18 protein-coding genes are annotated in these 20,477 nt (G+C 67.8%); 8 read left to right on the top strand and 10 right to left on the bottom strand.

What is annotated here, in order from left to right:
- The first annotated feature begins 154 nt into the window (after positions 1-154).
- The 4 genes from cysK to B1790_RS14260 are packed head-to-tail and all read left to right on the top strand — an operon-like array spanning position 155 to position 3,519.
- Positions 155-1,090: a cysteine synthase A gene (cysK, locus tag B1790_RS14275; protein WP_079923919.1), complete on the top strand. Its 936-nt coding sequence runs from the start codon at positions 155-157 to the stop codon at positions 1,088-1,090.
- Positions 1,091-1,097: 7 nt separating this feature from the next.
- Positions 1,098-1,682, top strand: coding sequence for a serine O-acetyltransferase EpsC (gene epsC, locus B1790_RS14270; protein ID WP_079923879.1), 585 nt, complete (start codon positions 1,098-1,100; stop codon positions 1,680-1,682).
- 14 nt (positions 1,683-1,696) lie between these two features.
- On the top strand, positions 1,697-2,869 hold the full coding sequence (locus B1790_RS14265; RefSeq protein ID WP_233165116.1) for a sensor histidine kinase: 1,173 nt from the start codon (positions 1,697-1,699) through the stop codon (positions 2,867-2,869).
- The gene (locus B1790_RS14260; RefSeq protein ID WP_079923917.1) at positions 2,866-3,519 is read left to right on the top strand and encodes a response regulator transcription factor; all 654 of its coding nucleotides are present in this window, start codon (positions 2,866-2,868) and stop codon (positions 3,517-3,519) included. The genes B1790_RS14265 and B1790_RS14260 overlap by 4 nt, the downstream gene beginning before the upstream one ends.
- Here B1790_RS14260 and B1790_RS14255 read toward each other — a convergent pair.
- The 4 genes from B1790_RS14255 to B1790_RS14240 all read right to left on the bottom strand — a co-directional run bounded on the left by B1790_RS14255 (position 3,504) and on the right by B1790_RS14240 (position 10,740).
- A complete protein-coding gene (locus B1790_RS14255; protein ID WP_079923878.1) occupies positions 3,504-5,012 on the bottom strand; it encodes a multicopper oxidase family protein in 1,509 nt (502 codons plus the stop codon). The genes B1790_RS14260 and B1790_RS14255 overlap by 16 nt on opposite strands.
- 151 nt (positions 5,013-5,163) lie before the next feature.
- Entirely contained in the window at positions 5,164-8,559 is a 3,396-nt protein-coding gene (locus B1790_RS14250) for an ATP-binding protein (protein ID WP_079923877.1), read from the bottom strand.
- Complete coding sequence (locus tag B1790_RS14245) at positions 8,552-9,262, bottom strand: DUF4194 domain-containing protein (protein WP_233165115.1); 711 nt, start codon at positions 9,260-9,262, stop codon at positions 8,552-8,554. The genes B1790_RS14250 and B1790_RS14245 overlap by 8 nt, the downstream gene beginning before the upstream one ends.
- The gene (locus B1790_RS14240) at positions 9,259-10,740 is read right to left on the bottom strand and encodes a DUF3375 domain-containing protein (protein ID WP_079923876.1); all 1,482 of its coding nucleotides are present in this window, start codon (positions 10,738-10,740) and stop codon (positions 9,259-9,261) included. Before B1790_RS14240 ends, B1790_RS14245 begins: the two co-directional genes overlap by 4 nt.
- Positions 10,741-11,259: 519 nt before the next feature.
- Between B1790_RS14240 and B1790_RS14235 the strand changes: the two genes are divergently transcribed.
- Positions 11,260-11,967 carry a TMEM165/GDT1 family protein gene (locus tag B1790_RS14235; protein WP_079923875.1) on the top strand — a complete coding sequence of 236 codons (708 nt, stop codon included), beginning with the start codon at positions 11,260-11,262 and terminating at the stop codon, positions 11,965-11,967.
- A gap of 6 nt (positions 11,968-11,973) precedes the next feature.
- Here B1790_RS14235 and B1790_RS14230 read toward each other — a convergent pair whose 3' ends face one another.
- From B1790_RS14230 to B1790_RS14205, 6 genes are all read right to left on the bottom strand, one after another.
- Positions 11,974-13,842 carry a potassium transporter Kup gene (locus tag B1790_RS14230; protein WP_079923915.1) on the bottom strand — a complete coding sequence of 623 codons (1,869 nt, stop codon included), beginning with the start codon at positions 13,840-13,842 and terminating at the stop codon, positions 11,974-11,976.
- A gap of 146 nt (positions 13,843-13,988) precedes the next feature.
- Positions 13,989-15,362, bottom strand: a complete 1,374-nt coding sequence (locus B1790_RS14225) for an NtaA/DmoA family FMN-dependent monooxygenase (protein WP_079923874.1) — start codon at positions 15,360-15,362, stop codon at positions 13,989-13,991.
- Between the two features lie 9 nt (positions 15,363-15,371).
- Positions 15,372-16,541 (bottom strand): LLM class flavin-dependent oxidoreductase, encoded by a 1,170-nt coding sequence (locus B1790_RS14220; RefSeq protein WP_233165114.1) that lies wholly within the window; start codon positions 16,539-16,541, stop codon positions 15,372-15,374.
- A 134-nt stretch (positions 16,542-16,675) separates the two neighbouring features.
- Positions 16,676-17,062 carry a DUF2237 family protein gene (locus tag B1790_RS14215; protein WP_079923872.1) on the bottom strand — a complete coding sequence of 129 codons (387 nt, stop codon included), beginning with the start codon at positions 17,060-17,062 and terminating at the stop codon, positions 16,676-16,678.
- Positions 17,063-17,087: 25 nt separating this feature from the next.
- Positions 17,088-17,873, bottom strand: coding sequence for an MBL fold metallo-hydrolase (locus tag B1790_RS14210; protein WP_079923871.1), 786 nt, complete (start codon positions 17,871-17,873; stop codon positions 17,088-17,090).
- Between the two features lie 24 nt (positions 17,874-17,897).
- Complete coding sequence (locus B1790_RS14205) at positions 17,898-18,395, bottom strand: DUF1990 domain-containing protein (RefSeq protein ID WP_079923870.1); 498 nt, start codon at positions 18,393-18,395, stop codon at positions 17,898-17,900.
- 37 nt (positions 18,396-18,432) lie between these two features.
- Here B1790_RS14205 and B1790_RS14200 point away from each other — a divergent pair, with 37 nt between their 5' ends.
- The 3 genes from B1790_RS14200 to B1790_RS14190 are packed head-to-tail and all read left to right on the top strand — an operon-like array spanning position 18,433 to position 20,387.
- Positions 18,433-19,299: an aldo/keto reductase gene (locus B1790_RS14200; RefSeq protein ID WP_079923869.1), complete on the top strand. Its 867-nt coding sequence runs from the start codon at positions 18,433-18,435 to the stop codon at positions 19,297-19,299.
- A 45-nt stretch (positions 19,300-19,344) separates the two neighbouring features.
- Positions 19,345-19,968 carry a PaaI family thioesterase gene (locus B1790_RS14195; RefSeq protein WP_079923868.1) on the top strand — a complete coding sequence of 208 codons (624 nt, stop codon included), beginning with the start codon at positions 19,345-19,347 and terminating at the stop codon, positions 19,966-19,968.
- Complete coding sequence (locus B1790_RS14190) at positions 19,965-20,387, top strand: TIGR02611 family protein (RefSeq protein ID WP_079923867.1); 423 nt, start codon at positions 19,965-19,967, stop codon at positions 20,385-20,387. Before B1790_RS14195 ends, B1790_RS14190 begins: the two co-directional genes overlap by 4 nt.
- The last annotated feature ends 90 nt before the right edge of the window (positions 20,388-20,477 follow it).

Below are 20,477 nucleotides of genomic sequence, written 5' to 3'. Positions count from 1 at the left end.
CGAATGCCCGCCAACCGACGAACGTACGCGCCGAGCCTGGGACCAATCTGTGGGGGTGAGTGCTCGCCCTGGTGGCCGCACCCACGGGTATTGGGGAGCACGCATAAACTCGAACGAGGCGCCGGTGCCGACCGGCCACGACGAAGGGTCAGCCATGGGCAGGATCTACGAGAACGTCAGCGAGCTGGTCGGGCGTACCCCGCTCGTCCGGCTGAACCGGTTGACTGATGGGCTCGGCGCGCAGGTCGTGGCCAAACTGGAGTTCTACAACCCCGCCAACAGCGTCAAGGACCGCATCGGCGTGGCGATCGTCGACGCCGCCGAGCAGTCCGGTGAACTCAAGCCTGGCGGCACGATCGTCGAAGCCACTAGCGGCAACACTGGCATCGCGCTGGCCATGGTCGGTGCGGCGCGCGGGTACAAGGTGATCCTGACGATGCCGGAGACCATGTCCACCGAGCGGCGGGTGATGCTGCGGGCCTACGGCGCCGAGATCGTCCTCACCCCGGGGTCCGAGGGCATGGCAGGCGCCGTGGCGAGGGCCAAGCAGATCATCTCCGAGACCGAGAACGCGGTGGCGGCAAACCAATTCGGCAACCCCGCGAACCCGGCTATCCACCGGGCGACCACCGCCGAGGAGGTGTGGGACGACACCGACGGGAAGGTCGACGTCTTCGTCGCCGGAATCGGCACCGGCGGCACCATCAGCGGCGTCGGACCCGTCCTGAAGTCCCGCAAGCCCGGCGTGCAGATCGTCGGCGTCGAACCGATCGACTCACCGCTGCTGACCAAGGGCGAGGCAGGCCCGCACAAGATCCAGGGCATCGGCGCGAACTTCATCCCCGAGATCCTCGACCGTGAGAGCTACGACGAGATCATCGACGTCACGCTCGACGACTCCGTCAGGGTCGCGCGCGAACTCGGCACCGAGGAGGGCATCCTCGGCGGCATCTCCTCGGGCGCCATCGTCTGGGCGGCACTCGAGCTGGCGAAGCGGCCGGAGAACGCCGGCAAGCTGATCGTCGCGGTGGTCTGCGACTTCGGCGAGCGCTACATCTCCACCGTGCTGTTCGACCACATCAGGGATTGATCGCCACGTGACCCTGCTGTCGACGCTGCGCGAGGACCTTCGCAACGCGAGGGCGCACGACCCCGCCTCACGCGGGGACCTCGAGAACGCCCTCGTCTACTCCGGTCTGCACGCCATCTGGTCCTACCGGCTCGCCCACCGACTGTGGGACAAGCAGGCGCTGCGCGGGCCCGCCAGGGTCTTGACGCAGCTGACTCGCTTCCTCACCGGCATCGAAATCCATCCCGGTGCGACCATCGGGCGGCGGTTCTTCATCGACCACGGCATGGGCGTGGTGATCGGCGAAACCGCCGAGGTCGGTGACGACGTCATGATCTATCACGGTGTGACGCTTGGCGGCCGGACCATGCAACAGGTCAAGCGCCATCCCACGATTGGCCATCGGGTGACAATCGGCGCGGGCGCCAAGATCCTCGGCCCGCTGACCGTCGGCGACGACAGCGCGATCGGGGCCAACGCCGTCGTGACGCGCGACGTGCCCGCGGGCTCCATCGCCACCGGCATCCCCGCCGTCGTGCGCGTGCGGACGGAGAAGCAGCGCGAAGAGGGCGTCGACCCGACGTATTACATCGACCCCGCGATGTACATCTGAGGATCGAGCCTGGGGTGACGTCGCACGCAGCCCGGGTCCAGTGGGGGATTCGACTGGCACCACTGTTGTTGGTGCCGGTGATGTTGGCGGCGAGTACGTTCCCCGGACGTTTCCACGTCTCGGCTGCGTACTGGGCGCTCGCGATCGCGGCCGCCGTCACCTTCGCCGCCGGACGGTGGTGGCCCGTGGCGGCGTCGCTCGTCCTGTCGGCCCTGGCGGTGCCGTTGTTCGCTACCGAGGCCTGGGGCTTGTCCGGCCTGGTGCCCTACCTCGGCGCCGTGGCCGTCGCGGACGTCGCGGCGCGAAGCGACCGGAATCGAGCCGTCGTCGTGGTGGCCGTGACGTGGCTGACGGCACTGCTCCTTGGCAACTGGCTGGACGCCTACGGTGCGCTATGGAGTGCCACCAACGCGGTGACGCTCGTCGCCGGTGTCGGCCTACCGATCTTGCTCGGCCTCTATCTACGTGGCCAGCGGCGCCTTGCGGCCACCCTGCGAGGTCGGGTAGCCGATGCTGAATCACGAAGGGTGGCAACGGAGTTCGCCGTGCGGGCCGAGGAGCGCACGGCCATGGCGCGTGAGCTGCACGACCTCGTCGCGCATCACATGGCCTCGATCGTGGTGCGGATTGGCGTTGCCGAGCACGTGTTCCAGGATCTGGATTCGCGGGTGGTCACGGTGCTCGCCGACGTCCACTCCACTGCCGCGGACGCGCTTGCCGACATCCGGCGTCTGCAGGTGGCGCTGCGTGATCCGGTCCTCGGTGAGATCGCGATGATCGAACCCGAGGCGGTGTGGGCCGAGGTCGACGCGGCCGTCGCGCGAGCCCGCGCGGCCGGGTTCACCGTCGTCTCGCGGATCGATCGTCAACTGACCGGACTGGACGCGATCGCACGGCTCACCCTGCTGCGTGTGACGCAGGAGGCACTCACCAACGTGATGAAGCACGCGGATCCGTCGACGCCCGTCGAGGTGGACGTCGAGGGACGGGATGGCGGCGTCTCGGTCCGCGTCACCAGTGGAGTCGTACCGGGCTCCTCGCCTTCGGCCGAGGGGCACGGAGTCATCGGGATGACGGAACGGCTGGACCGCGTCGGCGGCCGGTTCGAGGTCCGGCGCACTCCGCGCGACTGGGTGGTCGAGGCGTGGCTGCCGCCGTCCCCGACCTCCGCGGAGGTACCGCGATGACCGCGATCCGCGTGCTGATCGTCGACGACCAAAGGCTGGTTCGGGCCGGGCTGCGGATGCTGTGCGAGTCGACCCCGGACCTCGACGTGGTCGGGGAGGCCGCCGACGGAGAACAGGCGGTGAAATCGGCGCTCGAACTGGTTCCGGACGTCATCCTGATGGATCTGCGGATGCCGGGGTTGGACGGCATCGAAGCCACTCGCCTCGTCATGTCGGCCAGGCCGGAGTCTAAGGTGTTGGCGCTCACCACCTTTGACGACGACGCCCACCTGTACCCGGCGCTCGCCGCCGGTGCGGCGGGATTCCTGGTGAAGGACACCAGTCCGGCAGAGTTGGTCGACGCCATCCGTCGCACTGCGCGGGGGGACTATTCGCTGTCGCCGCACCTGTTGCGGCGGTTGGTCGCCAGGGTCACCGATGCCGAGGTCGCCGACGCGGCCGCGCCCACCGGGCCACCCGCGGACCCGCTCACCGCGCGCGAGCTCGACGTCCTACCACTGGTCGTGGAAGGTCTCTCCAACCAGGAGATCGCCGACCGACTCCATCTGGGAGTCACGACGGTGAAGACCCACGTCGCGAACCTGATGGAGAAGACCGGATCGGCCAACCGAGTTCAGTTGGCAGTCCACGGGTATCAGCGCATGGCGTGATCGGGCATGTCCATCTGCTCCTGCGCGGGCTCCTCGCCGGGGGCGAGGACGAGGAACTGGCCCATCATCCCCTGATCCTCGTGCATCGCGAGGTGGCAGTGATACATGTACGGGTAGGTCCGGTCGGTGTATTCCGAGAACCGAAGTGCGAGCCGAAACCGTTGTCCCGGAGGGGTGTACACGGTGTCCTTGTAACCCGCGAGCGCGGCGGGGGGTGCCTCGCCGTCGACGTCGAGGATCCTGAACTGGGTGTCGTGGACGTGGAAGTTGTGCGGCCAGTCGTCGACGTTGCGCACGGTCCAGACCTCGTCCGTGTCAACCGTGCTACAGAAGTCGACGCGGTTCATGTCCATCCGCTGCGAGTTGATCATGTGCCACTGCAGGTCGAACGATCGCGCCGTCTGGGCGTGGGACGCCACGGGGGCGGGGAGGTGCGTCAGGACCGCAGGCAGGGCTGAGCTCGACGACAGTGTCCGGTGCGGCCGCAGCTCGAGCACGTCGAAGGAGTCGTCGACTCCGAACTGATGTGCCTTGCGGGAGGGCAGCCCGGCCCGCGCCTCGATCGGAAAGGACTTCAGCAACGCGGGGGTCCCGGGGTTTACGGCGACGACGATCTCGACCCGCTCGCCGGGACTCAGTTGAACGCGTCGGGCCGCGACGGGCTCCGCCAGCAGGCCTCCGTCGCTGGCGACGAGATGGAATTCCCGATCGTCGGCGAAGCCCAGGTTGTACAACCGGCCGCCGGAGCCGTTCAAGATGCGGAGTCTGACCCTCTCCGACCGCACCGAAAGGTAGGCATCCGCAATGCCGTTGGTGACGATCGTGTCTCCGAGCAGGCCGACGTCCGTCGCGTCGGACTCGTCAAGAGCGCCGGTCGAGGTGAACTTGCGGTCCTGGACGATCAGCGGAATGTCGTCGACGCCGTATTCGTGGGGCAGTGCGTCGGGCGAGGCGTCGTCGTCCACGATGAACAGGCCGGCGAGTCCTCGATACAGGTGCTTCTCCGTCTCCCCGTGCGGATGCGGGTGATACCACAGCGTGGCCGCGGGCTGTCGAATCGTCCAGGCCGGGCGCCAGCGTCCGCCAGGGGCGACGGTCTGATGCGGGCCACCGTCACACCGGGCAGGCAGATGCATGCCGTGCCAGTGCACGGTGGACGCTACGGGCAGCGCGTTCTCGAACTCCACCGCAACGGCTTCCCCGTCGCGGGCCCTCAGGGTGGGTCCGAGCACTGAACCGTTGTAACCCCAGGTAGCCGTGGTCGTTCCGGCCACGATGGAGGTGGTCCCCGGTGCGGCCCGCAGCCTGAAGGTTCTCGTGCCCTCGTCGTCGACGGTCGAGTCCGCCAGTGGCGGGATCGGCAGTGGGCGGCGGCGGAGGACCTCGTCGTCCATCGGTGGGCGCGGCGTGGCGGTCGCCGAGCACGACAGTGCCAAAGCGACCGGGCTCGCCGCGAGACCGACGAGGAATCGTCGGCGAGAGGGGGATGACACGGTTTTCCTCCGAAGGCTGTGGGTCACTGAGCTGACCCCTTGAGTCTTCGGTGTGGCTGCGCCGGCCGAATCAGCCGACGGGCCGCCAATTCCCGGCCCTGACTCCTCCGTCCGGCCCTTGCGGCGGGTGAATCGTTCTGCTAACCGGCAGTCAGACCGTCGCAGGCACCCGGGCCGCGGCGGCGGAGGCCATCATGTCCTGTCGCAGTGCGGTGAAGTCCGAGATGGTCTTGGTCGCCACCGTCGCGACCGGTCGGGCGTTGCGGCCGGTGGCGTCGGCCTTGGACACCATCACCACGCTGTCGATGTAGGGCTGGATGGTGGTGGCGTTCTGCACCGTCGCGACGATGACGAGCTGGAAGCCGAACTTGCGGAACGCCTGCAACGCCTGCTGCGCGAACTGCGGATCGGACTTGGAGAACGCCTCGTCGAGCATCAGCTGCGCGAAAACCGGCCGGTTGTCGTGCCCCTCGGCGGCAGCCGAAGATCCGGGCTGCTCGGGGTTCGCCAGGTTGAAGCTCAGCGCACCTGCAAGACAGAAGGCCATCAGCTTCTCTTGCTCGCCACCGGAATTGTCGCCGGCGTTGCTGTGCGTGCGGATCAGCTCCTCGGTGGCGACGTCCCACTCGGCACAGTCGAACGTGAACCTGTTGCGCACGTCGAGCGCGTCGCGGGTCCACGCCTTGTCCTCGGGTGCGGTGGACGCCAACCGGTTGCGCAGCCGCAGGATGTCGGCGTACTGATCGAGGATCGCCTGCTTGTCGCCAAGACCGACCTCGGCGATTCGTCGTGAGATGGCCTTCACGATGTCGGTGAGCTCCGCGACTGCGGTCAAGCTGCGCGGCGTGGCCCGCAGTGTCAGCCGGGTACCGCGGTTGAACTCCACCGCGCCAAGGCCGGTGTTCACCCGCTTGATCTGCTCGCTGATGCGCCGCGTTTCCTGCTCCGCCACCCGATGCAGGGTGAGGATCGCATCGGGTGCCTGTTCGGTGACGAGCCGCATCATCCGCTCGTAGGCCTCCGGAAGCTCCCGCTCGTCGATGTGGCGGCACAGCGCCACGTAGTCGTGCACGCGCTCGTCGAAGGCGTCGCTGTCGTTGGGGATGGCATCGGGGAACGCCGTGTCGAAGGTGTTCAGGATGCGGGCGAGCTCGTCGTAGGAGCGCCTGCGGCTTTCGCGGAGCTGTTCGCGCTCGCGGCGGATCGCGGTGAACACGGCATCCCGGTGTGGTTCGGGGTTGAGCAGCTCCAACGTCACCGGCACGTCGCTCGCGTAACGGTTCAGCAGGTCGGTCAACGGCTCCGACACGAACGCCGGGGTGAGCCGTTCGACCAGTTCGAGCAGCCGGGTCCGCCGGCTGTCGAGGTCGTCGCGGCGGGTCTGGATCGTGCCGCGGCGAGTCATGAGCGACTGGATCTCGTCCCAACACTCGTCGGCCCGTGCGTTGAGGGCCTCGATGTCGGGGTGTTCGGCCATGAGCAGCTCGTACTGGTCGCGGAGCCGTTCGGCGTGCCCGTCGGCGGACTCGGTGTCGACCTGATTCCACTGCGGGAACTGCTCGCAGATCGCCTTGCACGCCGCAGCGCGGTCGCGCCACTGCTGGCGCTCCGCTGCGATGGCGTCGGCGGCGCTGCGGGCCTGATGATAGGCCTCCTCGGCGGCGGCCAAGTCGACGGTCAGCGCGTCGATCTTGGCGGCGACGTCACCCTGGAAGATGTAGTCGGCCTGTCGAAGTGGGCGCCTGTCGTCCTTGATCGACAGCCGATCGGAGTCCTTGTACAAGCCGGTGTCGGTGACCGCGCGCCGAAAGCGCGGGAACACGTCCGGGACGTCGACGCAGACGTGGTCACCGGCTGCGGTGACGACGTCGGCCGCCTCGGCGGCACAGGGGTGCAACACGTCGACGACGAAGAGCTTGCCCGCCAACGTGTTTGGTTCGGCGTCCACGGGTGGCGCGCCCACGAACTTCGCGCGGACGTGATGCAGCTGTAGCCGCCCGCCCATGTTGGTGTCGTTGACGAATCGGAGCACCGCCGCGTAGTGGCTGTCGGGTACCAGCAGCCGCAGTCCCACGCCGCGCAGCACCTTCTCCACCGCGACGCGCCAGCGACTGTGCTCGGGCCGCAGGTCCATCAGCTCGGCGATGTAGGGCAGTTCGCTGGACTCGACGCCGACGGCTGCGCAGATGTGGTCGCGCATCGTGATGGCCGACTCGGGCAACGCCGACCCGACGTGCTCGACCCGGCGCAGTTCCTTGGTCGCGTCGTCGCGGGCGATCCGCGCGAGCTTCTGCGCGTACTCGGCGTCGGTGGACGCTTCCCGGCCGCGGTCCAGCTTGGCGAGGAGTTCGTTGGCTTGGGTGCTGAGTTCCTCACGCAGATTCCAGAACTCGTCGGCGGTGTCCGGGACGTCGACGTCCTGCGGCGCGAGCATCGCCTCGTAGGCGGCCCGGCGGCGGGAGACCTCCTCGGCCTGCGCCTCGGCCGCGGCAACCTGGGACTGCAGCGGTCCGATGCTGGCGCTGGATCCGCTGATCTGCGCGTTGAGCGAATCCGCTTCGGCCTTGGCGAGGTTCAGCGACCGGGTGACGTCCTCGTACTCGTTGCCGAGCTGGTCGATGGTGGCGTCGAGTTGTTCGATCTGAACGGGTGCCTGCGACAGCCTGAGGTGGTCGGTGTAGGCCCGCACCATCGGTGCGTCGACGAGGTCGATGATGCCGAGGTCGGAGGACTCCGAGCCGTAGCGCTGCTGAATCTTCTCGATGTCGCCGAGGATCTTGCGCTTGCGCTGCGCCACGGCGAGCAACTCGCGGGCGTCGACCAGTGGGTCGATCTGCTTGAGCGCGTCGGGGAGGCGGGTGAGGCTGCCTGGCTCGTCGAGCATGAACTCGCGGACGAACTGCTCGAGTCCGCCAACGCTCTTGAGCGACTTGGCCTTTCCGAGCAGCTGTTGGGCGGCGTCGGACGCGCGGATGCCGATGGTCGCGTAGAGCTGCGCGAGATACTGCGACTCGACCTTGGTCGAGAAACGCCAATTGTCCTTGAACACGCCCGCGTCGAAGCGGCTCGAGGCCCACCGGTTGCAGACGTCCTCGACGTCGCGGTCCCCGTCGGCCAGCACGAATCGGCTTGAGGAGTCCGAACGTGATTCTCCGGTAAGCCATTTCAGCACCAGGCCCGTCACCGCGCGGCCGGTGTTGCTGGTGTAGGTGACGGCCACGGCGGACCATGCGGCGCCGTCGCCACGGAGGTACATCACCTTGCTGGCGCCAGCCTCGCTGCGCTGCCCCCAGGCTCCGCGAACGTACTTGTCGACGGTGCGGCGCCCCGCGCTGGACCCGGCCGCTGAGTTGTCACCAGAGGCGTTGAAGTTGCGCCGGTTGAACGGGAGGAATCCCAGCGAAATCGCATCCAGCAGTGACGATTTGCCGCTGCCCGACGCGCCGGCGATCAAGGCGCCGCCTTCGCTGAACGGGATCGAGTGGTACCCGTCGAATACGCCCCAGTTGATCACCTGAAGGCGGGACAGGTGAAATTGCTCAGACATCCAGTGACACGTCCACTTCGCTCGGCAGACCCGTGCTGCCACCGCTGAGGAGCAACTCGAACTGTTGTTGTAATTCGGTGATCACCGACGCCGTCATGACGGCGGTGATGACGGGACTGACGATGTAGCTGTCCTCGTCGTCGCGGCTCTTGCGCAGAATCTCCAGTGAGGCAAGCCGCGCGATCGCGCCGTCGATCCTCGCGGTGAACGTGACGACGTCGCGGTCGACGTCGTTGAGCACGCCGGCGAACAAGCCGTGCACTTCGTCGCGGCTGATCAGCACGCTGTGATCGCCCGAGGCGCGCATCATCTGGGCCAGGTGCAGTGCCAGGATCGAGTCGTAGGTGCCAAGCGGTTCGCGGCGCAACAGCTTGACCCCGCGGGCGGATTCGTACCGGGCTTGTTCGACGAACGCGACGTCCACCCCGTCGACCACCTTCAGGACGAGGTCGAGTTCGGAGAGTCGGACGGTGAGCTGACTGCGGTACTCCAGCACCCAGGTGTACAGATCGCGCTCGGTCTCGGCGCTGATGTAGCGCCGGGTCAGCAGGTGTTGCAACGCCCAGCACGCGCGGTCGGGCAGCTCGCTGACGTCACCGTCGAAGCGTGGCTTGCGCTGGTGTGGGGGCCGGGCGGTCTGGTCGACCTCGGGCAGCGAAGAGAACCCCGCGTAGTCGTCGGGGGAGGGCACGGATTGGTTCACGAGGCTGCTCCCAGCAGGCTGGAGATCGGTTCGGTGAACATCAGGTGTGGAACCTCCATTTCACGGTCGCGTCCGTCCAGGGACTGGAAGCGGACCGTGACGGATTCGGATGCCCCGACGGTGTCGGGCTGTTTGAGGGCCCAGGACCAGAGCACGATGACGTGGCCCAGGTACGCGGCGTCGAGCATCTCGACGGCGGCGGGCAGGGACAGTGGGCCCTCGGTGATCGCGGTGTTGATGAGTTCCGACATGGCGGGCGCGTCGACCTGCGTGGTGAGCGCGGAGAAGCTGGACAGGTCGACCTCGGTGCTCGCGGTCTGGGCGGGTCGCGGGTTGGACAGGTCGCCGATGCGGAAGCTCAGCGCGCCGACCGAGCTGATCGCGTGCCGGGCCAACGGCAACTCGAGGTCGATCCGCGAGTCGGTGAGAGAGGACTTCAGCAGGGCGCGGGCGGCGCCGATGGCCTCGTTGAGCTGACGAGCCACGCCGCGGCTCTGTTCGAGAGTGCCGAACGCGGTGAATCTCTTCACCCGCTGGGCGCAGCGCTGCTGGATGCGTTCGACCTCGTCGATCTGGTGCCCGACCAGTTCGAAGAAGCTGGCCATCACCTTGCGCAGGGCCGGGTCGAGCGCAGGCAGCGCCTCGGCGACGGCGGCGACGTCGGCTTCGAATTCCGCGCGCTGATCGGGGTCGTTGACCATCCGCAGGAAGGCGCGGTGCGAGTCGCGGCCCTTGGAGTCCCAGGCGGCCTGGTAGTCGGCGTACATCTGGCGCTGTCGGTCGCGGTACTCGAGATTGCTGTCGATCGGCTCGTCCAGCGCGGCGGTGGCCTGCTCGATCATCGTTCCGTACTGCCCGATGTCGGTGATGAGCCGTTCCATCTGTAGGGCGATGGCCCGGGCTTCGTCGTAGACGTCGGTGAGGTCGGGCTCGGGACGGGCCACGTCGTCGTCGCCGCGATCGAGCGCGTCCAGCGCGGCGTGCAAGGCGGCGATCTCGGATTCGATGCTGGCGCGCATGCGGTCGGGGTCGTTGCCGACCCGCAGGGCCACCTGCTTGAGCCGGGAGGCGATGCCGTTGATGGAGCCTCCGGTGGCGATGGTGTCCTTGCGGCGCATGCCGCGGAGGAAGTCCAACGCCCGGCGGGCGTCCTGCGTCAGGTAGCAGAGGTTGCGCTCGACGCCCGCGCGTTGGTCGGCGACGCGGTGCAGCCACCCCTGGCTGGCCCACGACTTGATCAGCGCGAGGCCGGACTGCTCGCCGCCGGGGCGTCCCAGGTCGTCGAGGTCGCGTTCCAGCCGGACCACCAGGTCCGTCTCGCCGACCACGCCGTCACTGAGGTGGCGTTCCATCAACGTGCCGTACACGCCGAGGTTGAGAGTCGCCAACAGTCGGATGGTCGGCGAACCCTGGATGTCGCGGTTGACGTCGAGGAGCTCGGCTGCCGTCGCGAAGGATGCAGCCGCGGCGTCGTCCACCTGATGTCCTCCTCGTTGTGTTCCGTCGACGGTCCAAGATAGGGCTTCAAGATAGGGCACGCCGCCGACGGCGCTCCGCGGGACGCGCAGGCGTTGGCCGATCGTCGTGCCACTCTGCGTCACATGGGTCTCAGCCGTCGCGGGCGCCCCACCGTGCCCTCCCGTGACATTGCCCGAAGTCGGGCCGAACCGTGGCCGTCACGCTCGTTGCGGCTTTGCTGCTCGGCGAGATCCGGGTTCCCGAACTTTGTCGCCCCTGGTGCCCAAACTTATTGAGGGCGTTGGGTTTTCGATCACTTCGAGTTGCATCGCCGGGAGGCCGACGGGTAGGGTGGTGGCAACGAAGGGGAGTAGCCCCCAATCTGGCAGTCGACATGCTGGCAGCGCTCGCGCCGCCCGGTTGCCAGGACCGGTCCTTCGACCGGTGGGCGAGACCTTCGGCCGTTGTGACCATTGGGTTCGTCGGCCGGAGGCACGTATTACGTACCCCCGCGACACCCACCGACCAAGGAGTGATGGGTGCTCGCCGCTCTGCTGCTCAGCTTCGCCGTGATCTTCGTCGCCGAGATGGGTGACAAGTCTCAACTGATGGCGATGATGTTCGCGCTTCGCTACAAGTGGTGGGTGGTGCTCGCCGCCATCACCGCGGCGACCACCCTCGTGCACGTTCTGTCGGTCGCCATCGGCCACTACCTCGGGGCCGCCCTTCCGACGCATCTGCTCGGCATCATCGCCGGACTGATGTTCGTCTTCTTCGCCATGTGGACCCTGCGCGGCGACAAGCTCACCGACGCCGACGCCAGTCGGGCCCAAAAGGCCACGGCGCCAGCCTTCTTCGTCGTCATGTCCGCCTTCGTGCTCGCCGAGCTCGGCGACAAGACGATGATCGCGACGATCACCCTCGCCGCCGATCACGACTGGATTGGCGTCTGGATCGGCTCAACCCTCGGCATGGTCGCCGCCGACGGGCTCGCCATCGTGGTCGGCGCGATTGCGGGAAAGCACCTGCCCGAGCGGCTGATTCAGATTTCCGCCGCCGCCCTGTTCCTCCTCTTCGGCGTCTACATGCTGCTGGAGAACGTCTTCCCCGGCATTCCCGTCGCGCTGGTCGTGGCGGGAGCGCTTGGCGTCGTCGCGGTGGTCGCCGCGATCCTGCGGGCCCTGCCGGAACGGTTGCGCCCCCCGGTGTTACGGACGCAGCCGTCTCCCGTGCCGCAAAACTCCTGACCGCCCTCAGAATTCGATGCGCGAACCCATGACCACCGTCCGGTCGTGGGGCAGGTGGAAGAAGTCGGCCGCGTCGGCCGCGAGGTACGACGTCGCGATGAACAACCTCTTGCGCCACGGGGCCATGGTGGGTTCCGGTCCGGCGTCGAGTTCCAGCTTGGACAGGAAGTAGGACGCCTGGTCTACGTCGATCACCCCTTCGGTCTCCTCCGGGGTGAGCAGCCGCAGTGCGGCTGGGACGTCGGCGGGTTCCATGTAGCCGAATCGTGCGGTCACGTGGACGATTCCGTCCTGGGCGTAACCGAGGGCGTCGACGTCGGTCCGCTGATCCTCGGGGATGCGCGGCACCGGCTCGGTCTCGATGGTCATGATCACGACGTGGTCGTGGCGTACGTGGCTGTGTTCGACGTTGGCGCGCATCGCCAGGGGAGCCGTCTCCTTGCCTCGGTTGAGGAAGACGGCGGTGCCGGGAACCCGGGACAGGGGCGGCTCGCACTGGGAGAGCCCTTCGATGAACTCGGTCAACGGCCCCTCGGCTCGCTCCCGTGCCGCCGTGACGAGCTTGCGCCCACGCTCCCAGGTCATCATGACCGTCCAGGCCGCGACGGCAATCAGCAGCGGCAGCCAGGCGCCGTGCACCAGTTTGGTCAAGTTGGCCGCCAGGAACAGCGCGTCCACTAGCAACAGTGCACCGCCGCCGATGACGACCATCCAGAGTGGCGTGCCCCACCGCGTCCTGGCCAGGTAGAAGAACAGCAACGTGACGATGGTGATGGTCCCGATGACGGCCATCCCGTAGGCGTAGGCGAGCTTGGCCGAACTCTCGAAGGCGAACACCAGGATCAGCACCGACACCATCAACATCCAGTTGATCGCGGGAACGTAGACCTGCCCGTACGCCGACGCCGACGTGTGCACGATGCGCAGCCGGGGAAGCAGCCCGAGTTTCGCGGCCTGCGAGGCGACCGAGAACGCCCCGGTGATCACGGCCTGGGACGCGATGATGGTGGCCGCGGTGGCGAGCAACACCATGGGCAGCCGCGCCCAGCCGGGTAGCAGCAGGAAGAAGGGTGCACTGACGTTGCGTTCGTCGCCGATGATCAGCGCGCCCTGACCGAAGTAGTTCAGCATGCAGGCGGGAAGGACGATGAAGAGCCACGCCAGCGTGATGGGCCGCCGACCGAAGTGCCCCATGTCGGCGTACAGGGCTTCGGCGCCCGTCACGGCGAGGACGACCGCCGCGAGCGCGAAGAAGGCAATGTGGAAGTGCCCGAACATGAACGACAGCGCATAGGTGGGGGAGACGGCCCTCAGGATCTCCGGGTGGTCGACGATTCCCCCGATGCCGAACCCCCCGATCGACAGGAACCACAGAATCATCACCGGCCCGAAGAGCCGGCCCACCTTGGCCGTGCCGAAGCGCTGAGCCATGAACAGGCACACGATGATGACCGCGGTGATCGGCACGATCCAGTCCTGAAGATCCGGTGTCACGACCTTGATGCCCTCGATCGCCGACAGCACCGAGATCGCCGGCGTGATCATGCTGTCGCCGAAGAACAACGACGCGCCGAACAACCCCAGTGCCGCGAGCACCGCCGCAGTCCGCCGACCGCGGGACGCCACCCCGTGCTTGAGCATCGTGATGAGCGCCATGATGCCGCCCTCGCCGTCGTTGTCGGCGCGCATCACCAACGTGATGTAGGTCAACGTGACGATGATCATCACCGACCAGAAGATCAGGGAGACAATGCCGTACACGTTGTCGACGCTGACCGGCACCGGGTGGGGGTCGGCGGGGTCGAACAACGTCTGCAGGGTGTAGATCGGGCTGGTGCCGATGTCGCCGAAGACCACCCCGAGCGCGCCGAGCACAAGCGCGGCCCGAAACGGCGGGGTGTGATTGGTGCCTGCCGGCTCAACGGGTGACGTCCTGGCGTCCGAGTTCGTCTGCACCGCGGTGTCCTTGCTTCAGGCCGGCAAACTCCGATCGTAAACCGCGGTCCGAGGGAAGCTCCGCCTCACACGGCGGATGCGGCGTCCTCGATCCTGGCGGGCGCCGAAAGCCCGAGGTGCTCGCGCAACGTCGTGCCCTCGTAGTCGGACCGGAACGTCCCGCGCTCCTGCAGCAGCGGCACCACCCGGTCGACGAACGCGTCGAGACCTCCGGGTGTGACGTGCGGGACCAGGATGAAACCGTCGCTGGCATCGGCCTGGACCAGGTAGTCGATCCGCTCGGCGACGGTCTGAGGCGACCCCACGAAGTTCTGCCGCCCGGTGACCTCGACGATCAGCTCCCTGGACGTCAAGCCCTCGGCCTCGGCCCTGGCGCGCCATTCGTGCGCCGTCGCGACGGGGTCGCGGTACATCCGCACGCTGGCCCTGCCGCGGGCGATGGTGTTCTCGCCGACCACCGGGTCCACGGTCGGCAGCGGACCGTCGGGGTCGTGGTCGGAGAGGTCGCGGTTCCAGAGCTGTTCGAGAAACTTGATCGCGGTCTGGGGCGACACCTGCGCCAGTCGCACCTCTTGCGCGACCTCCGCGGCCTCGGCGTCGGTGTCGCCAAGCACGAACGTCGCCGCTGGCAGGATCAGCAGTTGGTCGTGCCGACGGCCGTACCTGGCGAGCCGGCCCTTCACGTCGGCGTAGAACGCCTGCCCGTCCTCAAGGGTTCCGTGCCGGGAGAAGATGGCATCGGCTGAGGCGGCGGCGAATTCGCGGCCGTGATCGGAGTCGCCGGCCTGGAAGATGACCGGTCGGCCCTGTGGGCTGCGGGGCACGTTGAACCGGCCGCTGATGTCGAAGTGCTCGTCCGAGTACGCGAACGACCCGGCGGACGCGTCGTCGAGGAAGACACCACCGTCCTTGTCGGCGACGACCTCGTCACCGCGCCAGGAGTCGAAGAGCGTGTGCGCCGCCGCGAGGAAGCTCTCGGCGCGCTGGTATCGCTGGTCTTCGGCGAGGTAACCGCCACGACGAAAGTTCTCTCCGGTGAAGGCATCCCACGACGTGACGACGTTCCACGCGGCCCGCCCGTCGGAGAGGTGGTCGAGTGACGCGAACTGCCGTGCGACCTCGTACGGCTCGTTGAAGGTCGAATTGATCGTGCCGGTCAACCCGAGGCGTTCCGTCACGGCGGCAAGGGCGGCCAACACCGTGAACGTGTCCGGGCGGCCCACGACGTCCAGGTCATAGATCTCGCCGCCCTGCTCGCGCAGGCGCAACCCCTCGGCCAGGAACATGAAGTCGAACTTGCCGCGCTCGGCGGTCTTGGCGAAGTGGACGAACGAACTGAAGTCGATGTGGCTGCCGGAGGCGGGATCGCTCCACACCGTGGTGTTGTTGACGCCGGGGAAGTGGGCGGCGAGGTGAATCTGCTTGAGTGCCTTGGTCATCGCGAAGTCCTAAGAGGTGGCGGCGGTCGAGTACCGGTTGGCGGGTCGGGACAACCCGAGTGACTCACGCAAACTGTGGCTCGCATACGAGGCGTGGAACACGCCTCTCGCACGCAGTTCCGGGACCAGTCCGTCGGTGATCTGGAGTAGGTCGTGCGGCAGCGAAGCGGGCCGCAGCCGGAACCCGTCGGCGCCCGCGTCGTGCCACTGCGCCAGCAGGTCGGCCAGCTCTGCCGGCGTCCCCGTGAAGATTTCGGCATCGCTCCGCAGCGCTCGTCCCGCGACCTCGTCGAGCCGATCCCGGCGGGATCGTGCCGCGGCGGTCGTGTCGTCGAGGAACACCACGAGGTCGGCGAAGACCCGTACCGGTGGCTGCTCGCCGCGGTGGGTGGCGATCGCCTCGACGATCGTCGTCGTCTCCGCGGCGTCGTGAGGGGTGATGAATCCGACGTCGACGCTCGAGGCGATGAGTCGGTAGGCCGCGTCGACGTGACCGAGCGCGGCGACGATCGGCTGCCCCTGCGGCGGCCTCGGGGTGATCGACGGACCCTTCACCGAGAACCATGGTCCTTCGAAGTCGACGTAGTGCAGTTTTGTGCGGTCGACGAACCGGCCGGTGGTCACGTCGCGAATCTCGGCGTCGTCCTCCCAGCTGTCCCACAATCTTCGGATCACCTCGACGTAATCGCCTGCCTCGCTTAGCAAGTCGGGATCGGGCATGGTCCGACGGCCGAAGTGCCCTGCGGCCGCCGGGTTCGCGGAGACCTGGATCCGCACGCCGGCGCGGCCCGAGCTGACGTAGTCGAGGGTCGCGACGGCCTTCGAGGCGTGAAAGGGCTCGGTATGGGTCGCGATCACCGTCGGCACCAACCCGATGTGACTGGTGCGGGGTGCGACCCGTGCGGCGATCAGGGTGGCGTCGAGGCGGCCCCGCACGCGGTCGGTTCGGTCGTCGGTCCGCAGTGGGTGCTCGGACTGCAACGCCAAACCGTCCTCGACGGTGACGAAGTCCAGCAGACCTCGTTCGGCCTCGGCGATCAGGTCGGTCCAATAGCCGGCCGTCAGCAGGTCGGCGGGCCGGGCGTCGGGCTCACGCCAGGACGCGGGATGCCATCCCGTCCCGTCGAGTGCGACGGCGAGATGAAGTCGATCGGAGCTACCGGGCACGGACGTTCTCACTTTCGGTCACGGTCACCAGCACAACGTCCCCTCCCGCTCGGGGCATTCCTGCGGGCTCAGTGTTGGCCTCGGGTTTCCGCAGGCGAAGAGATCGGCGCACGGTGATGCGAAGTCACGGCCCCGACCCTGGATGGCTAGAGGCCACCGAGGTCGTCGGGCACGTCGACGGCGTGCTCGCGCAGCACCTCGAGTGGCACCACGTCGAGGGTGCGTTCGTGGCTGGCTGCCAGCACCACCGGCGCGGCGCAGCCATCCCGTTGCGCGCGTAGCCAATTCGGGGCGGTGACGCACCACCGGTCACCGGGGACCAGGCCGGGGAATCGATACTGCGGCATCGGCGTGGTCAGATCGTTGCCGATGCTGCGCTGGTGGTCGAGGAACTCAGAGGTCACGACGGCGCAGATGGTGTGCACGCCCACGTCCTCGGGACCCGACGAACAACAGCCGTCGCGGTGGAACCCGGTGAGTGGGTCGGTGCCGCATGGGTCCAGAGGGCCACCGAGCACGTTGCGATCAGGCATGTCGTCAGTATCGCGCACCCACCCGCTAAACGGCGGTGGCGATCGCGTTGGCCAGCAACCTCGGGTCGTGGGCCGAGACGATCAGCAGCTTGGGATCGCGGTGCGCGTACAGCTCTGCGAGTCGGGAGTGGTTGTCGTACACCGCCTTTCGATCATAAGCGACGAGTTTCTCGGAGAGCTTCAGTCCCAACGGGACGCGGGATCGGCCGTCCAGGGTGCCTTCGTAGTAGAAGGCGTCACCGCAATGGAGCACCCAGCGGTGGCCCGCGTCGACCGCGACACAGGCGTGCCCACGTGTGTGGCCGGGGAGCGAGACGAGAACGATGCCCGGCGCGATCGAGTCGAGTTCCTTGGCGGCGGCGAAGCCGCGCCACTTCTCGCCGGTGGGTTCGTGCTCCACGACGTGCGGTCCGTGCGCCCACTGCGTCGACCTGAAGCGGAACCTCTCCATGCGCGTCGGTCCCTTCAGCACGCCGAGGGCCTCCGCTGCGGTGACGTGAATCGCGGCGTCGGGAAAGTCGGCGATACCGCCCACGTGGTCGACGTCGCAGTGCGTCGCGACGACGTGGCGGACGTCGGTGCGGTGAAAACCGAGCGCCTCCACCTGGCGGGCTGCCGTCTCCGCGACGTCGAAACGAGGCCGGATCACGCGCCGCGACGGACCGATGCGACGTGGATCTGCACAGTCGAGCAGGCCAAACCCCGCATCGACGAGAACCAGGCCGTTGTCGGTCTCGAGCAGCAGCACGTGGCAGATGGTCGGCGCTCCGGGGGAGTCCATGGTTCCGCAGTTGAGGTGGTGCACCTTCACGATTCGTTCACCCTCCCTCCTTGCTCACAGCGCCCGAAGATACCGCCCGCTCACCACCCGCTGCATCAGCGAGGTGAAGGGCCCGGCCAGTTTGCTCCACCACGTGCCGTGCCGGGAGAACGCGCTGATCTCCGCGTGGACGGTCTCGTCGGCGGGGTCGTACCGGACGGCGAACAGTTCCTCGCCGGTCTCGGCGTGCCCCGGCAGCGTGCCGTACGCGAAGCCGCGGCGATTGGGTTCGTCGACGACGTAGACCACCCGACACGGCGCCCGCACCGGGCCCAGCCCGACGACGACTTCGGACCCGACGGCGGCCACCTCCGTCGTCGCGTCCACCCGCAGTCCGGCGCCGCGGAGCATGCCCCATCGCATCACTTCCGCGGCGGCTTCCTCGAATCTCGTCCGCCCATGCCCGATCACCGCAGAGGCGTTCAGATGCCGGTAACCGGCCGGCGGCGGGCCTGCCGTGGCGCCGACCTCCGGGTAGGTGAACGGGAGGCCGGCGAGCTCGCTCGATTTCACCAACCCACCATGCCATTTCAGCGGTACCGTCGATCACGTGACCACGCACCCCGTCGCTCGTGCATCTGGAACGTTCACCATCGGTGGCGATCTCACCGTCCACCGGCTGGGATTCGGCACCATGCGTCTGACCGGCAACGGCATCTGGGGCCCGCCCGACGACCGTGCCGAAGCCATCCGCGTGCTGCGTCGCGCCGTCGAACTCGGCATCGACTTCTTCGACACCGCCAACTCCTACGGCCCGTACGTGGCCGAGGAACTCATCCGCGAAGCACTGCACCCGTATCGGGACGACCTCGTCGTCGCCACCAAGGCGGGGCTGCTGAGGACCGGCGAGAACGAGTGGACGCCGCTCGGCTTCCCCGCCTATCTGCGCCAAGAGGTCGAAATGAGCCTGCGCAGGCTCGGCACCGATCGCATCGACCTCTTCCAGCTGCACCGCATCGACTCCAAGTTCCCCGCCGAGGATCAGGTCGGTGAGCTCGCCGCGCTGCAGAAGGAGGGCAAGATCCGGCACATCGGACTGTCCGAGATCACCGTCGACCAGCTGACGGCGGCACAGAAGGTCACTCCGATCGCCTCGGTACAGAACCGCTACAACATGGCCGAGCGCGGCGCCGACCCACTGCTGGAAGCCTGCGAGGCGCAGAACATCGCCTTCATCCCGTGGGCGCCGCTCGGCTCCGGACCGCTGGTCGCCGACGGCGGCCCGCTGCAGCGCATCGCCTCCAAGCACCGCATCAAGCCGTCGCAGCTGGCCGTGGCCTGGCTGCTCAAACGGTCACCCGTCATGATCCCGATCCCCGGCACGTCCCGCGTCGCGCACCTCGACGAGAACGTGTCGGCAGCCGAGGTCACGCTCACCGACGAGGAGTTCGCCGCGCTCAGCGAGCCAGAACAGTAGGAACCGGGTACGCCTCGGCAACCACGCAGGCAATACGGTGGGCGGGTGGCCCCCGACCCCCAAGACCTGCAGTCCGGCGGCGGGTTCAACCCGCCGGTGCCGACCACCAGCGGCGGTCCCGACTACGGGAGGTTCGTCGAAGCGGTCCGCATGCTGCAGGATCTGACCCGTGGGGCCGACGCTCCCGACGACGTCGTCACACAGGCGGCCGACCTGATCGAGAACGTCAACGCGCTGCTGGCGCCGTATGACGCCGACGAGTGGCGGTCGCCGTCGGGACGGCGGATGGACCTGCCCAACCGAGGCAACATCATGCAGGTCCCGGTGAACATCGGGGTCGTCGACGCCCACGTCGCAGGCACGGCGCGCTTCCGCCGGTTCCACCTGGGCCGCAACGGCGCGGTGCACGGCGGCGCATTGGCGTTGCTGTTCGACTCGCTGCTTGGCTACACCGCATTCAAGCTCAGCGAGAGCCCGCGGCAACGCACCGCGTTCCTGCACGTCGACTACCGCAAGATCGTGCCGGTGGAGAAGGAGTTACGAGTGGACGCCGGGATCGACCGGATCGACGGACGCAAGATCTTCCTCACCGGCCGCCTTCTGGACGGCGACGCCGTGCTGTGCGAAGCCGAGGCCTTGTTCCTGACGCTGCTGCCGGGTCAACCATGAGCACGTTCAGTGACGCCAAGCGCCGCTGGGCGCGGTGGCGCGACGGATTGCGCGAACGACGCGCCTACGACCTCACCTACCGCGTCGTGGTCGGCGTCGTGGGCCTGGTGGTGCTTGGCCTCGGCATCCTCGCAATCCCGTACCCGGGGCCGGGATGGGCGATCGTCTTCCTCGGACTCGGAATCCTGGCGACCGAATTCGAATGGGCCCATCGACTCCTGCACTACACCAAGAAGCGCTACGACCGGGTGATGGACTGGTTCAAGGCGCAGGGTCTGTGGGTGCAGGCGCTCGGTTTCATCCTCACCGCGGCCGTCGTGATCGCCACGCTGTGGTTGTTCGGGGCGCTCAGCTTCGCCGCAGGCCTGTTCGGTGTCGAGGAGCCGTGGCTGAAGAGTCCCGTCGGCCTGGGGTCTTGAGCGTTCACCCCGACACCCACCCCGATACCATGGTCGCGTCCAACGCGCCGTACGCCCCATAGTTCAACCCCCCGACGAGGAGACCCACCG

The organism is Mycobacterium sp. AT1 (assembly GCF_002043095.1).
GTDB lineage: Bacteria > Actinomycetota > Actinomycetes > Mycobacteriales > Mycobacteriaceae > Mycobacterium.
Note: the sequence above shows the minus strand (reverse complement) of the source record. Positions and strands in the feature narration are given on the sequence as shown.